The organism is Ruegeria sp. BC3 (genome assembly GCF_056539265.1).
Window position 1 is genome coordinate 30,275 of record NZ_JBQFUP010000010.1, and the last position, 14,735, is coordinate 45,009.

The 14,735-nt window shown below is 58.6% G+C and carries 13 protein-coding genes; 10 read left to right on the top strand and 3 right to left on the bottom strand.

The genetic code is table 11. From position 1 onward, the window contains the following. Positions 1-43: 43 nt before the first annotated feature. On the top strand, positions 44-1,018 hold the full coding sequence (locus ACR0MV_RS19880; RefSeq protein ID WP_480703423.1) for an arginase family protein: 975 nt from the start codon (positions 44-46) through the stop codon (positions 1,016-1,018). Here the strand turns inward: ACR0MV_RS19880 and ACR0MV_RS19885 are convergent. Both ACR0MV_RS19885 and ACR0MV_RS19890 read right to left on the bottom strand, forming a co-directional pair. After that, entirely contained in the window at positions 1,015-1,983 is a 969-nt protein-coding gene (locus ACR0MV_RS19885) for an agmatinase (protein WP_480703424.1), read from the bottom strand. The two genes, ACR0MV_RS19880 and ACR0MV_RS19885, sit on opposite strands and share 4 nt — an antisense overlap. A 40-nt stretch (positions 1,984-2,023) precedes the next feature. Next, the gene (locus ACR0MV_RS19890; protein WP_480703426.1) at positions 2,024-3,544 is read right to left on the bottom strand and encodes a trimethylamine methyltransferase family protein; all 1,521 of its coding nucleotides are present in this window, start codon (positions 3,542-3,544) and stop codon (positions 2,024-2,026) included. Between the two features lie 183 nt (positions 3,545-3,727). On the opposite strand from ACR0MV_RS19890, the gene ACR0MV_RS19895 reads away from it, so the two are divergent. Further along, positions 3,728-6,163, top strand: coding sequence for a GcvT family protein (locus ACR0MV_RS19895; protein ID WP_480703428.1), 2,436 nt, complete (start codon positions 3,728-3,730; stop codon positions 6,161-6,163). A gap of 76 nt (positions 6,164-6,239) precedes the next feature. Beyond that, positions 6,240-7,211: a LysR family transcriptional regulator gene (locus tag ACR0MV_RS19900; protein WP_480703429.1), complete on the top strand. Its 972-nt coding sequence runs from the start codon at positions 6,240-6,242 to the stop codon at positions 7,209-7,211. On the opposite strand, the gene ACR0MV_RS19905 is transcribed toward ACR0MV_RS19900, so the two are convergent. Continuing rightward, entirely contained in the window at positions 7,208-8,227 is a 1,020-nt protein-coding gene (locus ACR0MV_RS19905) for a LacI family DNA-binding transcriptional regulator (protein ID WP_480703430.1), read from the bottom strand. The genes ACR0MV_RS19900 and ACR0MV_RS19905 overlap by 4 nt on opposite strands. A gap of 137 nt (positions 8,228-8,364) precedes the next feature. On the opposite strand from ACR0MV_RS19905, the gene ACR0MV_RS19910 reads away from it, so the two are divergent. The 7 genes from ACR0MV_RS19910 (at position 8,365) to ACR0MV_RS19940 (ending at position 14,735) form a co-directional block, all read left to right on the top strand. Beyond that, positions 8,365-8,550, top strand: coding sequence for a hypothetical protein (locus ACR0MV_RS19910; RefSeq protein WP_170427202.1), 186 nt, complete (start codon positions 8,365-8,367; stop codon positions 8,548-8,550). Positions 8,551-8,573: 23 nt separating this feature from the next. After that, complete coding sequence (locus ACR0MV_RS19915) at positions 8,574-9,719, top strand: TRAP transporter substrate-binding protein (protein WP_170427201.1); 1,146 nt, start codon at positions 8,574-8,576, stop codon at positions 9,717-9,719. 112 nt (positions 9,720-9,831) lie between these two features. After that, positions 9,832-10,344 (top strand): TRAP transporter small permease, encoded by a 513-nt coding sequence (locus tag ACR0MV_RS19920; protein WP_170427200.1) that lies wholly within the window; start codon positions 9,832-9,834, stop codon positions 10,342-10,344. Positions 10,345-10,355: 11 nt separating this feature from the next. Next, the gene (locus ACR0MV_RS19925; RefSeq protein ID WP_170427199.1) at positions 10,356-11,684 is read left to right on the top strand and encodes a TRAP transporter large permease; all 1,329 of its coding nucleotides are present in this window, start codon (positions 10,356-10,358) and stop codon (positions 11,682-11,684) included. 12 nt (positions 11,685-11,696) lie between these two features. Continuing rightward, entirely contained in the window at positions 11,697-13,004 is a 1,308-nt protein-coding gene (gene hisD / locus ACR0MV_RS19930; RefSeq protein ID WP_170468965.1) for a histidinol dehydrogenase, read from the top strand. Further along, positions 12,997-13,758 (top strand): SDR family NAD(P)-dependent oxidoreductase, encoded by a 762-nt coding sequence (locus ACR0MV_RS19935; protein WP_480703431.1) that lies wholly within the window; start codon positions 12,997-12,999, stop codon positions 13,756-13,758. Before hisD ends, ACR0MV_RS19935 begins: the two co-directional genes overlap by 8 nt. Further along, positions 13,755-14,735: a zinc-dependent alcohol dehydrogenase gene (locus ACR0MV_RS19940; protein WP_480703432.1), complete on the top strand. Its 981-nt coding sequence runs from the start codon at positions 13,755-13,757 to the stop codon at positions 14,733-14,735. Before ACR0MV_RS19935 ends, ACR0MV_RS19940 begins: the two co-directional genes overlap by 4 nt.

Genomic DNA, 14,735 nt, shown 5'->3' on the forward strand with positions numbered 1-14,735 from the left:
CCCGGTTCCGATCGGGGGCGTTTTTCTTTGACCGGAGTTGCAAATGGCTGACCGCTATGAACAGTCCATGATGGACAACCTGTATTGGTGGGGTATTCCGACGATGTTCCGCTGTCCAAACGTCGGACCCGAGGAACAGGATATCGCCTTGGTCGGCGTGCCTCATTCCACTGGCAACGGAACGACCGAGCGGGATCAGCATTTGGGGCCACGCGCTTTGCGTCATGTTTCGGCCGTACAGCGTCGGGTGCATTCGGTGTTCGAGATTGACCCGTGGACCAGCGCGCGGATTGCCGATGTTGGTGATGTTCCGTTTCCCAGGGCCAATGACAACGAAGACTGCATTGAGCGCATCACCCAATTCTACAAGGATATAGACGCAGCAGGTGCGCGACCCGTGTCAATCGGTGGCGATCACTCAATCACCGGCGGCATCGTTCAGGCGCTGGGTCGTGGGAAACTGGCAGGCGGTGAGCCGATCAGCTTTCTGCATCTGGATGCCCATACAGACGTGTTCACAAAGGTCGATCACTTTCTGGGCGCCAAGAAGTCGGCGGCGCATTGGGGCGCGTATCTGGCCGACCAGGGACAGGTGGACCCCACGCGATCCATGCAGATCGGCCTGCGTGGCCATCCTCGCAGTTTGGATTGGCTGCAACCGTCCTACGACTATGGCTATAACATCGTCACGATGCGCGAGTTTCGCCAGCGCGGGCTTGAGGATGTCGTGGCCCAGACCAAAGAGGTTCTGGGCGACCGACCGGTCTATATCACCCTTGATCTGGATTGCCTCGACCCGACCGTCGCGCCTGCGGTGTCCAATCTGGAACCCGGCGAGAAAGGGTTCGATATAGACGAGGCGGTTGGTATTTTACGCGCCGCGCGCGGGTTGAATATCGTGGGTGGCGATGTGGTCTGCATGATGCCGACCAAGGACAGCCCCAACAACATCACCGCGTTAACGGCAGCAGCGGTGATGTTCGAGATGATTTCGATGATCGCCGAAAACGTCAGTTAGCGCCGCGCATCAACGGCCTGTGCCAGAACACACAGCAGTTCGAACATCAGCGAAATGCCCAGCCAGGCTGTGCCTCCGTTCGGGTCGAATGGGGGTGACACCTCGACCAGATCGGCGCCGATCAGGTTCACACCGGACATTTGCCGGATCACTTGTTGTGCCTGAAAACTGTTCGGCCCGCCGATCTCGGGCGTTCCGGTGCCGGGCGCATAAGTCGGGTCAACGAAGTCGATGTCATAGGTGCAGTAGGTCGGTTCTGTGCCGACGATGCCACGCACCTCCGCCATCACGTCGTCGATGCCCCGGTCGAACAGCTCTTCGATGCGGATGATGCGGACGCCCTGCGCCTCACCCCATTCGATGTCTTCGGTGTTGTAGGCAGTCCCGCGGATACCAACCTGCACAAAGCGCTTGGGATCGACCAGACCTTCTTCGACAGCGCGCCGGAACGGAGTCCCGTGGGTGAACTTGTGACCGCCAAAATAACCGTCGAACAGGTCCGTGTGGCTGTCGAACTGGATCAGGCCCACCGGGCCATTTGCGACCAACGCACGTAGAACGGGAAGGGTGGTCAGGTGGTCCCCGCCAGCTGTCAGCGGAGCAATGCCTTTGGCCCGCAGCGCCGCATAGAAGTCGGTGACCCGGTTCAGGGTGTCTTCGATATCGACGGGGTTGGGCGCGACATCACCCAAATCTGCGCAATTGACCAGCGAGAACGGTGCGACACCGGTCACCGGGTTCATCGCCCGGATCATCGTGGAAAAGTCGCGCAACTGTCGCGGCCCATGCCGTGCGCCGGGACGATTGGTGGTGCCGCCGTCCCATGGAATGCCAACCAGCCCGACATCTACATCCGAAATGCGGTCGTGTTCCAGATCCAGACTGGGCAAGCGCATGAATGAGGGGATGCCGGCAAACCGCGCAAGCTCCATCGCCGATACAGGTTGAAAAAATGAATCGGCCATGGCCCCATCCTTTGCTGTTATTCGCGGTGAACCTAACGGCTCAGATCAGAATACGGAAACGTTTGCGTATTTCGACATCTTGCTCGGCAGTAAGGTATTGCGGGTGGTGGCTGGTCAGGACCTCTTTGGCGTGGTCGCGGGCGGATGACCACGCGTCCTTTGCCCCATCCTCCTGCCATGTACGCGGCTCTTGCCGGTCGGCGAGTTCGGGGTAGAAGTAGTCTCGCTCCATCGCCGCATAGGTTTGTTCGCTGCCAAGGAAATGCCCGTCCCCAAGAACCGAATGACAGATAGCGTCAAACCCCAGGTTTTCGTCGGTCACCTCTATCCCGCGCAAGGCCCGATAGGTGTGCGAGTGCATTTCATTGTCCAGTACAAACCCTTCGAAGCTGGCCCCCAAAAGAGATGCGGTCATGCCTGAGCTTTCATAGATCAGGTTCCCTCCTGCCAGGGCAGCGGCCAGAGAGGTCATGCCTTTTTCCGCGCCGTACTGCGCGTCGATTGCCTTCGCGTCCGTCATCGAGGCTGCGACGCCCGAAGGCAGGCCCAACCAGTTGGTAATTTGCGCCGAAGCCGCGTTCAGGACGGCGGTTTCTCCGCTGCCACCGGCAAAGGACCCGGTGCGCAGATCCACTATGAAAGGCCAGTTGGAAAACACCATGGGAAAGCCCGGCTTGATGGTATTGACCATCACAAGGCTCGCCAAAGTCTCGGCCAGCGATTGTGCCAGAAACCCGGCCAGCGTTGCAGGGGCGGTGGCACCGGCCTGCGCTGCCGTGATGCAAGACATCGGGATGTTATGCGCGACGCATTCGTAGACAACGTCCACCGCATCTTCGCCGTAACGCAGCGGAGAAATCACCGGACTGATATGGGCTTTCAAAAAAGGACGTTTGGCAAGTTCGCCCGGACCGCCGGCCACAATGTCCAGCATCTCGACAATTGGCCGGACATGTTCAGCCAGAGTGAAAGACGTCGCCACAGGTTTGGTTGTGTTGCGGACCAGCGCGTAAACCGTGTTGACGTCCAGATCGTACACATCCGGCACGTCCGTCGCCACGCAGCATCGAGTGAACCAACTGACGTTGGCCAACGTGTCTTGCAATCGGGTAAAATCATGCAGGTCGGCCAGCGTTGACGGACGGTAGAGTCCAGTGTCAATGTCCAGCGTCTGCACTGCGGCCCCGCCGGTTCCAAAATAAACTCGGTCACCGCCCACCGTGATCGAGCGGCTCTGGTCCCGGCCGTGGAACACAAAACTCTTGGCGGCGGTATTGATCGCGCGCTGTACCATTTCGCGTGGAAACAACAGTCGATCCTGCGGGCCACCTTGCGCCCCTGCCGCCCGAAGATCGGCAGCAAGGCGGTCGGGCACATTGCCCATGCCAAGGTGTTCCAGCAACTGCAGGGCGGTGTCGTAAATTCGTTCGATCTCGGCTTGGGGCAGAGGTTTGTACGTCCCGCCTGTCTGGCCGGGCGGGCACGGATCAATGACAGGTTTTGCGGCACGTTGCGCATGCCGCGCTTTTCGTCCACTGCGTTTAGATCCCTCGGATGTCATCCGGCCCGACCCCATTTTGCGGTTTTCAGCAGCGTAAGCGGCAGGATAACCCGTCAGCAAAGAAGAAATGCTGTTTTCAGAATCCGAAATCGCAGTTTCGATTTTTCAGGACGCGCATCTGCGCGGTTGTCGCATGAACCCGTTCTTCCGCAAGGTTTGGCCAGACCTAACGGAGCAAAGCCAATGAAGTCGCGCACCCGAGTTGTTGTGATCGGTGGGGGGATCGCCGGATGTTCAACTCTGTATCATCTGACGCAGGAAGGTTGGACCGATGTTGTGCTGGTCGAACGGAATGAGCTGACTTCGGGCACAACATGGCATTCCGCGGCGCAAGTGACCAACTTTGGCATGAACCAGACGATGGTGGGCCTGAAGTCGCATTCGATCCGACTGTATAAGGAACTGGCCGACGACCCGGACTATCCGATCAACTATCACCACGGGGACGGCGGGATACGCCTGGCGAATACCGAAGGGCAGATGCAGGGCTACCGCCACTTCGCCTCGATGGCGCGTGGCATGGATGTGCATTTCGAAGTGATTGACGCCGATGAATGCGCGCGGCGACACCCGCTGATTTCAACCGAGAACCTGATCGGCGGGCTGTGGGATCCCTTGGATGGCGACATTGATCCAGCGCAGCTGTGTCAGGCTTTAGCCCGTCGCGCCCGCAAAGCCGGGGCCGAGGTGTATCGCAACACGCCTGTCACGGGGTTGGTGCAACACAGCGATGATACATGGACGGTGCAGACCGAGCAGGGCGATATTGATTGCGACATCGTCGTCAATGCCTGCGGTTACCGGGTCAACGAAGTCGGGGCCATGATGGGGGTGCATCACCCCGTCTCGTCGATGGAGCATCAGTATTTCCTGACCGAAGAGATACAGGCGATCCGCGATGCCGGGCATCGGATGCCTCTGCTGCGCTGTCCGATCAGTGACTATTATTGTCGACAGGAGAAGAATGGCCTGCTCGTCGGTTTTTACGAACAGGATTGCAAGACCTGGGGCATGGACGGGATTGATCCGAACTTTGTGAACGCCTTGTGTCCGGATGACCTAGATCGGGTGACAGATGTGCTGGAAGGCGCGTTTGCGCGGATGCCTGCTCTGATGGAGGTTGGCATTCATACCGTGGTCAACGGACCGATCACATACACGATCGACGGAGCGCCGTTGGTTGGGCCAATCCCGGGCAAGCGCAACGCCTTTTGCATCATCGGACTGCGCGCCGGTCTGGGTGAGGGCGGCGGACACGGTTGGTTGCTGGCCCAACAGATCGTGCATGGCGAGGCGTGCTATGACACCTGGTGCCTCGACCCTCGGCGCTTCACCGGACACGTAAATGTAGAACTGACGGCGCTTAAGGCCATCGAAGACTACCAGAATGAATTCCGGTTCCACTTTCCGCACGAACATCGCCCCGCTGGGCGTCCGGCTAAGACGACACCTCTGACACCTGTTCTAGCGGCTGAGGGCGTGGAGTTCACAGTGGTCAATGGGTGGGAGAGGGTAGATTACATCAAGCCCGCGCCAGATTTCGAGCCAACGCATAGTTTCGATTTTGACGAAACATTCGACGTGGTCGCCGCCGAGGTTCGGAACATCCAAACCGGCGTTGGTCTGGCCGAAGTGAACGGGTTCAACCGGATTGAAATCACCGGCGCAGACAGGCACGCCTTTCTTGACCGGATGTTTTGCGGTGCCGTAACCCGTCGCGATGGGCGCGTCGGGTTGGGTTATCTGTTGAACCAGAACGGGATGGTCAAAGCCGAGGCCACAGTTGCCAATCTGCCATCCAGTGACCGGGGGCCAGCGCGCGTTTGGTATGGTTCTGCCGCGGCCAGTGAGTTTCACGATATGGATTGGCTGCGCCTGCACCTTCAGGACGGTGAAGACGTGCACCTGAGAAGCCTCACGAATGATCAGACTATTCTGGTCCTCGCAGGCCCCAAAGCGCGGGATGTGCTGTCGGCTTGCGCGCGTGGGGATTGGTCGGCGGCTGCATTCCCTTGGCTCAGCTTGCGCGAGTGTTTCGTGGGGATTGCCCCAGCCACAGTCATGAACCTGAGCTTTTCCGGAGAGTTGGCTTATGAAATCCACGTGCCCAACGCCTCGCTATACGCTGCCTACCTCGCGTTGCGTCAGGCGGGTGAGGCGTTCGGGCTGAAATTGTTCGGCGCACGCGCGATCGACTCGATGCGGATGGAGAAGAGCTTTTTGCATTGGAAAGCGGACCTGATCACAGAGTTCGACCCGTTTGAGACCGGATTGGACCGGTTTGTTCGGCTAGAGAAAGGTGATTTCATCGGGCGAGACGCGCTTCTGAAGCGACAATCAGAGGGCCTGAGGAAAAAGCTTGTCGCACTGCAGATCGGCACAACCCGCGGCCCGGCGCATCCCGGCGCATCGCTGATGCAAGGTGATCGGGTTGTGGGCACCGTCACCTCGGGTGAATGGGGCCATCGCACGGGCCTGAATCTGGCGCACGCGTTTGTTGACCCCGCGTTGTCTGAGATCGGTTGTGAGATGGAGTTGGATAGCTGCGGGGAACGCGTCCAGGCGACCGTCATTCCACCGTCCCCCTGCGATCCGGGCTTTGATCGGATGAAGGGTTAAGGGGAATTTCACCATTGCCGTGATGAAGTTTCTCTGCTTCGTTGTTTCGAATAAATCGAAACAATGGTCTATGCCCATGTCCAAATCCCTGAGCCTGAGATGGCTGGAAGTGTTCCAGTTGATTGCCAAGTCCGGGTCGATTCAACAGGTCGCCTCAGAAACCGGGCTGTCGATCAGTACGGTTTCGAACCACCTGCGCAGCCTCGAAAAGGCGCTGGGCATCGAACTGGTCGATCATGGGCGCAGGCCCATGGGGTTGACCCCCGCAGGCGAAGTCTTTTCGCGCTATGTCCGCGATGGTCTGATGGTTCTGAAGCGTGGTGAAGCCGAAATCCGCACTGGCAATTGGCAGCATGCAACCGACCTTCGACTGGCACTGATCAACGATTTCGATAACCAGATCGCGCCCGATCTGGTCCGCTTCATGGCGCAGGCTTTGCCACGCTGCAATTTTCGTCATTTCACGCGCCCCAGCCACGAAATCATTGCCAAGCTGGAAGAGCACAAACTGGATGTGGGGGTCGCCACGCGACCGACCGAGCGCACAGAAGGGTTGATCGAGTATCCCTTGATGCGCGATCCGTTCATAGTCGTTTTGCCCAACAGCTATAACGGCACGACCGAAGACCTATTCGATGAGGATGCTGATCTGCCATTGCTGCGGTATTCACGCGACTACATGATCGGAAAGCAGATTGAGACTCAGCTGACCCGCAGCAAGTTCAGTCTGCCGAACAGGTTCGAGCTGGAGTGCAACCAATCCATCATCGGTTTGGTCGCGCAGGGCAGTGGCTGGGCGATAACGACGGCCGCCTGTTTCCATAGAACACAGCGCTTCCATAACAGTGTCAAAGCCACGCCGTTTCCGGGCAGAAACTTTGTGCGCACCGTATCGTTGTTCACGACCGAGGTTTATCCCGAGGCGACGTCGGAGCTGCTTCAGAAAGTTCTGGTCAAGCTGATCCGGCAGCATTTTACCCGACCGATGTGCGCCAAACACCCCTGGCTGAAAGATGATTTCCGCACGATGGAGGGTGAGGCGGCCTAGGTCAAAGCAGGTTTGCCCAAGGATGGGCGATTGACGATATGCGTCGCCAGTTGCTCTCCTTCGGCAGCAGTTTGGGTCTCGACCATGTCAATCAACTTTTGGGCCGCTTTGCGCCCCATTTCGCGGTGGGGGACATGGACGGTCGTCAGCGCGGGCGAGACAATCCGGGCCAGTTCGATGTCGTCAAATCCGGTGATCGATACATCGCCGGGCACATCCAGCCCCATCTCTTGCGCCTGCCGCAAGGCACCAACGGCGAGAACGTCATTGCCACAGAGGATCGCGGTCGGCGGCCTTTCGCGCTGCATCAGATCACGAAATGCGCTGGCACCGTTTTCAATCTCATACGGGGTTTCAATAAGTGCCAGGGCTTCGGCGCCCAGCCTGTTGACCGCGTCGCGAATACCCTCGACCCTCATTCGGGCACGGTCATTGCCTTCGACGATGCCCGAAATCACGCCGATCCTTTTGTGCCCCAGTTGGATCACGTGGCGCGCAAGCTCAAACATGGCCGCGCGGTTGTCAAATCCGACCGAAGGCACCGGGGCCTCTGGCGCATAGGACCAGGCACTAAGAACCGGGATTTTCCGTTGGTTCAGATAGTCATAGATCTTTGGGTCGCGATCATGACCAATGAGCAACAGCCCATCTGCTCCGCGCGCGATAAGGGTGCGGATTTGTTCCTCTTCAATCTCGGGTTTATAGGCGGAACTTGAAACAAGCAGAGTGTATCCGCGCTGGTGCAGCTCTTCCTGAAAAGCTTGAAGGCCGCGGGCGAAAATCGCGTTCTCCATGGTGGGAATGATCGCGCCGATCGTGAAAGACCGTTTGGCGGCCATCACTCGTGCCGCAAAGTTGGGTGTGTATCCCAGTGCATCAACTGCCGTCTGAACGCGCTGGCGCGTTGCTTCGACCACGCGGTCAGGATTGTTGAGGCAACGCGACACCGTTGCCGTCGAAACACCCGCCATCTTGGCAACGTCATCCAAGGTCGGCGCCGACCGAAGTTTCGCCATTTCCAAACCCGCATTTTGCTTTTGCCTATAAGTCTAAACGTATCCGCTGTCCGATGAAAGCAATTATGTAAGCGCTTGCATTTTGCATGTAAGCGCTTACAAGTGATGCAGGGCCGAATCCAAAAGGAGTCCAAAAGATGTTTCTGGCTGCGTCCATAATCGTGTTTGCCATCTACTTTGCGAACGTGGCGATGGGGGCGTTTGCCAGCAGCGCATTTCTTGGAGACGTGGGAGAAATGTTGGTCCTGTTCGCGGCGTCGATCCTGTTCGTTGTCGCAATTCTGAAAAAGGAGGCTGACCGCGACGCAGAAAGCGACAGCTGAATTTTCGCTTGGGAGGGCACTAAATGAACAACGACAGAAACGAATTGGCGTCGGAAGAGCGTCGCAATTTCCTGAAGCTTAGCGCCAGTGGTGCATTTACGGCTGCTCTGGTCGCCGGGGCAGGGGGCGTATTGTGGTCTTCCGAAGCCGCGGCGCAAACCGCCAAGGAAGAACGCGAGCGCGAGCAAGCCGCTGATCACGTGATGACCGTGGCCACGGCCTATGTGCTGGGCGCATCGCGCAGCTATCCGATCATGCAGCTGGACCTGAAGGAAAACATTCAGAACGCCACCAACGGCAAGGTCTATGTCAAGCTGGCCCCCGGTGGGCAGTTGGGTGCAGGCGGGGCCTTGGTGCAGAAAGTGCAGGGCGGAACCATTCAGGCCGCGCAGCATTCGCTGTCCAACTTCGCGCCATTTGCGTCAACCGTAGACCTGATCAACATGCCGTACCTGTGCGGTTCAAACCAAAAATTCACCAACCTGGTGCACTCGGACACCTGGCAGAACGAGGTGCACCCCAAGGTCGAAGCCGCCGGATTCAAAGCGCTGTTTTATGTGGTGATCGACCCGCGTGTCGTTGCCGTGCGTCAGGGTGGCAATGCCATTATCACGCCCGGAGACATGAGTGGCATTAAATTCCGCGTGCCGGGATCGAAAATGCTGCAGCAATATTATCGTATGGTCGGTGCAAACCCAACGCCTGTTGCTTGGGGTGAGACCCCCTCGGCCATCAAGCAAGGGGTCGCGGATGCGCTGGATCCCTCGGTTGGCGCGCTGTATGTGTTCGGCTTCAAGGACATCCTCAGCCATGTGACCTTTACGCAGGCCGTGCCTGACAGCCAAGTCTATTCCTGCAATCTGGAATGGTTCAATTCGATGCCGCCGGACGTGCAGGAAGGCATCATGTGGGGGTCGGAAATGACCAGCCACCAAAACCTTGCCAAAGTACCGTCAGCCCGTGCCTATGCAATGGCCGAACTGAACAAGGCTGGTGTGGAATTCCATTCGCTCAGCGCGGATCAACTGGCCGAATGGGAAAGCGTTGGCGGATATCAAAACGCCGATTGGGATCCGTTCAAGACAGAACTGGCCGGATCAATGGACGCCTTCGAGAAACTCGTCGAAGCCGCCGGGACGCAGGGCAAATACTACGTCCACGACGCCTGATCCTAATTTCGCGGACGTCATTCGGGCGTCCGCATTCACCCCAATTCAGTCAGGCCAAAAAAGGCCCGAAACAGAAGGCTTGCGCCTGACTGTTCTTTCGCCGAGGGACGTGATGACCTTACTTCAAAACATAGACCGCAACGCCGAACGCTGGCTGTTGCTGGTGTTCTACGTGATGCTGGTCATCACCATGGCCATCGAGGTTCTGCGGCGCGAAATTTTTGCCTATTCCTCGATCTGGGGCGAAGAGATCGTCCGGTATTCCTTTATCTATCTCGCCTGGATCGGGGCGGCGGCAGCGGTCAAGGAACGCGCGCATATCCGCATTGATGTGATCATGCATTACCTCGGACCGCGCCCCAAAGCGCTGCTGTATATCTTTGGCGATCTGGTGATGTTCGTCGTGGCTGTCATCGCGCTCTACTGGTCGTATGAGGCGGTTCACGTCTCAGCCAAGTTCGGATCGGTAACGGACGGACTTCGGGTGTCAAAGGTCTGGTTCCTGATGGCGGTCCCGACCGGTTTTGCACTGATGATCTGGCGTCTGATCCAGTCCCTGATGCGTGACCTGAAATGCCTGCGAGACGGAACACCCGTCTTCGAAGGCGACAAGCTGTTTGACTGAGGGAAACGCTGATGCTTTGGAATTCTCTCAACCAAACCGTTGAACTGGGATGGGATTTTTACGTTCCCGTTATCCTGTTTGTTGCCTTGATCGCGATGGCCGTCCCGGTCTGGGCCGCTATTGGTTCAGCCGCAATTGTTATGCTGGTCATGTCCGGGGATCTGCCGCTAAGCCTGGTCGGCGAGAGCCTGTTTACCGGCATCGACGCCTTTGCCCTGACCGCCGTTCCGTTGTTCATCCTGACTGGCGACGTGCTGGTCCGCACCGGGTTGTCGCGAAAATTCTTGGACGTCGCTGAGGCGCTAACCTGCTTTGCCAAGGGCGGCTTCGGTTCAGCCACTGTTCTGGTCTGCGGCATGTTCGCCGCGATTTCGGGCTCGGACGCGGCTGGTGCTGCCGCTGTGGGGCGCATGACGATCAATCGGTTGGTCGAAAGCGGCTATCCGCGCCCCTATGCCTGCGCACTGGTCGCGGCGGGGGCCTGTACCGGCATCCTGATCCCGCCGTCGATTGCGTACATCATTATTGGCCTTGTGCTGGGTATCTCTGCATCGACCCTGTTCCTTGCGGCGCTGATCCCCGGTCTGGCCATTCTGGTCTCGATCCTGATCACCAACATCATCATGAACCGTCTCTACGCCTACGAGGGCGGTGGCATGATGACCATGGGCGAATGGCTGGCCAATCTGGGCAAGGCTTTGAAGTCCGGCTGGTACGCCTTCATCGTGCCCGGCATCATCTTCTATGGTATTTTCTCGGGCCGTCTGACCCCGACCGAGGCCGGTGCGACGGCCGTCGTTGTAACGATCATCATGGGCTTCATTCTGCGCACACTGACACTGGCAGATTTCCCGTCGATGCTGGTCAGTTCCGCCAAGGTGAACGGTGTTATCCTTCCGATCATCGCGTTTTCGGCACCGCTGGCCGAGGCGCTGGCGATCATGGGGGTGCCTCAGGGCTTCGTCGCCTCAGTCACCGCCATGACGGATGATCCCTACCTGCTGATCCTTTTGATGATTGGCATCCTAATCGCTGCGGGCTGCGTCATGGAAACGACGCCAAACATCGTTATCCTTGCGCCGATCCTGAAGCCGTTAGCGGACAATATCGGCATGAACGAGATCCAGTTCTGTATCATGATGATCACCGCGCTGGGCGTCGGGTTCATCACCCCGCCGCTGGGCCTGAACCTGTTCGTCGTATCTGGTATTACGGGTGAGTCCATTCTGAAGATTGCCGCCCGGGCCGTGCCTTTCGTACTGACGATGCTGATCGTTGTTCTTCTGATCGCCTACGTTCCGGCGGTCTCGACCACCTTGCTACCTGAAATCTACCAATAGGACCTGCTGACCATGCCTCGTGACTATCTGAAAAAGGCGACCCTGACGGCGCAATCCCATGCCTCCGAGGTGCATGATACGGTCAAGACCATCCTGGCCGATATCGAGGCCGGTGGAAATGCCAAGGCGCTGGAGTACGCGGCCAAGTTCGACAAGTTCGAAGGCAATGTCCTGATGACCCAGGACGAAATCGACGCGGCCATTGCAAAGGTGCCAGAAAAGCTCAAGGCCGACATCCGCTTCGCCCACGACAATGTGCGCCGTTTTGCCGAAACGCAGAAAGCCACTGTTTCCGATGTGCAGATGGAGATTGTGCCTGGCTTCATCGCTGGTCAGAAGGCTATCCCGGTCGACGCCGCGGGGTGTTATGTGCCCGGTGGCCGCTATAGCCACATCGCCAGTGCCATCATGACGGTCACCACAGCCAAAGTTGCAGGTTGCCGCCATATCACCGCGTGTTCTCCGCCCCGCCCGGGTGAGGGTGTTGCGCCCGCAATCGTCTACGCGGCACATATCTGTGGAGCGGACAGCATTCTGGCGATGGGGGGCGTTCAGGGTGTGGCTGCCATGACCTATGGGTTGTTCGGTCTGCCGCGCGCGAACATCCTGGTGGGTCCGGGCAACCAGTTCGTTGCCGAAGCCAAGCGAATTCTCTACGGCAAGGTTGGCATCGACATGATTGCGGGCCCGACCGACAGCCTGATCCTGGCGGATGGTTCAGCAGATGCGATGGTAGTGGCCACCGACTTGGTAAGCCAGGCCGAGCATGGCTATAATTCCCCCGTTTGGCTGGTGACAGATGACCGCAATCTGGCGCAGAAAGTCATGGAATTGGTGCCGACACTGATCGACGACCTTCCCGAACTGAACCGCGAAAACGCCGCCGCTGCGTGGCGCGACTATGCCGAGGTCATTGTCTGCTCGGATCGCGAGGAAATGGCAGCCTGCTCTGACGAATACGCGCCCGAGCACCTGACCGTTCAGGCCGAGGATCTGGATTGGTGGCTGGGTCGTCTCACATGCTATGGGTCATTGTTTTTGGGCGAAGAAACCACGGTTTCTTATGGTGACAAGGCGACGGGCACGAACCATGTGCTGCCGACCTCTGGCGCGGCCAGCTATACCGGCGGTTTAAGCGTCCACAAGTACATGAAGATCGTGACCTGGCAGCGCGCCACGCGCGAAGGGTCAAAATCCATCGCCGAGGCAACCGCGCGTATCTCGCGTCTTGAAGGGATGGAGGGGCATGCCCGCGCGGCGGATATTCGATTGGCAAAGTACTTCCCCGACGAACAGTTCGACCTGACTGCCGATGGATGACCTGCGTGCGTTGTTTGATCTGACGGGGCGGGTCGCTTGTGTCACCGGGGCAAGCTCGGGCCTTGGCCGACGGGTTGCACTGGTGCTGGCTGCCGCCGGCGCGCGTGTGGTCGGCGTGGCGCGTCGGGCAGAGGCATTGGCCGAACTGAAGGCTGAAGCTGGCGACAACGTAGAGACTGTTGCCGCCGACGTTGCGGATCGGGCCGGCATTGAAAAGCTGGTTGATCAGATCGCCCAGCCCTTTGGCGCACCGGACATCGTTGTGCATGCTGCGGGTATCAACACACGCGAAGTGGCTGACGATGTGACCGCCCAAGGCTGGGACCAGACGCTGGCGCTGAACCTGAGCGCGCCGTTCTTTCTGAGCCAGGCCATGGTGCCAACGATGAAATCCAAAGGATGGGGTCGGATCGTGAATTTCGCCTCGTTGCAGACAACCCGTGCTTTTCCCGGCGGTATCGCTTACGGGGCCAGCAAGGCCGGGGTGGGCCAGTTGACCAGGGCCATGGCCGAAGCGTGGTCATCACATGGCATCACGGCCAATGCGATTGGGCCGGGTTTCTTCCCGACTGAGCTGACCCAGGCCGTGTTTGATGACCCCGACCGCGCCGCCCGCAATGCCGCGCAAACCTGCACGAACCGAAATGGGCGGATGCAAGACATAGATGGCCCGATCCTGTTCCTGTGCTCACCTGCCTCTGACTATGTCACCGGGCAAGTGCTGATGGTTGATGGAGGATTCACGGCGAAATGAAAGCGGTTGTGTATCAAGGCGTTGAAACTCTGGTCTACGAGGATGTTCCCGATGCCACACCGGGATTCGGTGAGCATCTGATCCGGATCGAGGCCGTCGGAATTTGCGGCTCGGACATGCATGCATATCTGGGTCACGATGCGCGCCGTCCTGCGCCTCTTATACTGGGGCATGAGGCTGCAGGTACAATCGTTGGTGGCCCACGCGACGGGGCACGTGTGACGATCAACCCGCTGGTGAACTGTGGCGTTTGCCCGGCCTGCAAAGCCGGACGGGAAAACCTGTGCCCGGATCGCCAGATTATCTCGATGCCGCCGCGCGAAGGAGCCTTTGCCCAGTTTGTTGCCATGCCAGAATCCAACCTCGTCGAGGTGCCGGATCACGTGAGTTTTGAACAAGCCGCGCTGGCCGAACCACTGGCCGTTAGCTGGCACGCCGTTCGTTTGGGTCTTGAAGCGCTGCACCCTGCGATGGACCGGCAAGCGCTGGTGATCGGTGGCGGTGCGATCGGGGTGGCCGCGGCCTTGGCGCTGAACGCCGCGGATGTTCAGGATGTAGTCATCGTTGAGCCGAACGCGGCAAGGCGGGCCTATCTGCAAAGGTTTGATGCCTTCCGCGCGGTAGAGGCAACCACCGAAAGTTTCGCTTTGGTGATCGACGCGGTGGGATATTCCGCAACCCGTGTCGCCGCCTCGCAATTGGTCGCGCCGGGTGGCGTGATTGCTCATGTTGGCCTTGGCGAAGACACCGGCGGTCTGGATGTGCGCCGTATGACCTTGCAGGAAATCACATTTATCGGCACCTATACGTATACGGCCGAGGATTTTCGCAACACCGCGCAAGCCATTTTCGATGGGCGTTTGGGTGCGCTGGACTGGATCGAACAGCGCGCTTTGTCTGACGCACCAGATGCGTTTCGGGAATTACGGAGCGGCGCGGTTGCCGCCCCCAAGATCATCCTCGCACCCTGGGATTAG

Coding starts and splice junctions, on each gene's coding strand:
- ACR0MV_RS19915 (WP_170427201.1), top strand. CDS start 8,574: ATGAACAACGACAGAAACGAATTGGCGTCGGAAGAGCGTCGCAATTTC.
- ACR0MV_RS19885 (WP_480703424.1), bottom strand. CDS start 1,983: ATGGCCGATTCATTTTTTCAACCTGTATCGGCGATGGAGCTTGCGCGG.
- ACR0MV_RS19895 (WP_480703428.1), top strand. CDS start 3,728: ATGAAGTCGCGCACCCGAGTTGTTGTGATCGGTGGGGGGATCGCCGGA.
- ACR0MV_RS19925 (WP_170427199.1), top strand. CDS start 10,356: ATGCTTTGGAATTCTCTCAACCAAACCGTTGAACTGGGATGGGATTTT.
- hisD (WP_170468965.1), top strand. CDS start 11,697: ATGCCTCGTGACTATCTGAAAAAGGCGACCCTGACGGCGCAATCCCAT.
- ACR0MV_RS19920 (WP_170427200.1), top strand. CDS start 9,832: ATGACCTTACTTCAAAACATAGACCGCAACGCCGAACGCTGGCTGTTG.
- ACR0MV_RS19905 (WP_480703430.1), bottom strand. CDS start 8,227: ATGGCGAAACTTCGGTCGGCGCCGACCTTGGATGACGTTGCCAAGATG.
- ACR0MV_RS19935 (WP_480703431.1), top strand. CDS start 12,997: ATGGATGACCTGCGTGCGTTGTTTGATCTGACGGGGCGGGTCGCTTGT.
- ACR0MV_RS19900 (WP_480703429.1), top strand. CDS start 6,240: ATGTCCAAATCCCTGAGCCTGAGATGGCTGGAAGTGTTCCAGTTGATT.
- ACR0MV_RS19890 (WP_480703426.1), bottom strand. CDS start 3,544: ATGACATCCGAGGGATCTAAACGCAGTGGACGAAAAGCGCGGCATGCG.
- ACR0MV_RS19940 (WP_480703432.1), top strand. CDS start 13,755: ATGAAAGCGGTTGTGTATCAAGGCGTTGAAACTCTGGTCTACGAGGAT.
- ACR0MV_RS19910 (WP_170427202.1), top strand. CDS start 8,365: ATGTTTCTGGCTGCGTCCATAATCGTGTTTGCCATCTACTTTGCGAAC.
- ACR0MV_RS19880 (WP_480703423.1), top strand. CDS start 44: ATGGCTGACCGCTATGAACAGTCCATGATGGACAACCTGTATTGGTGG.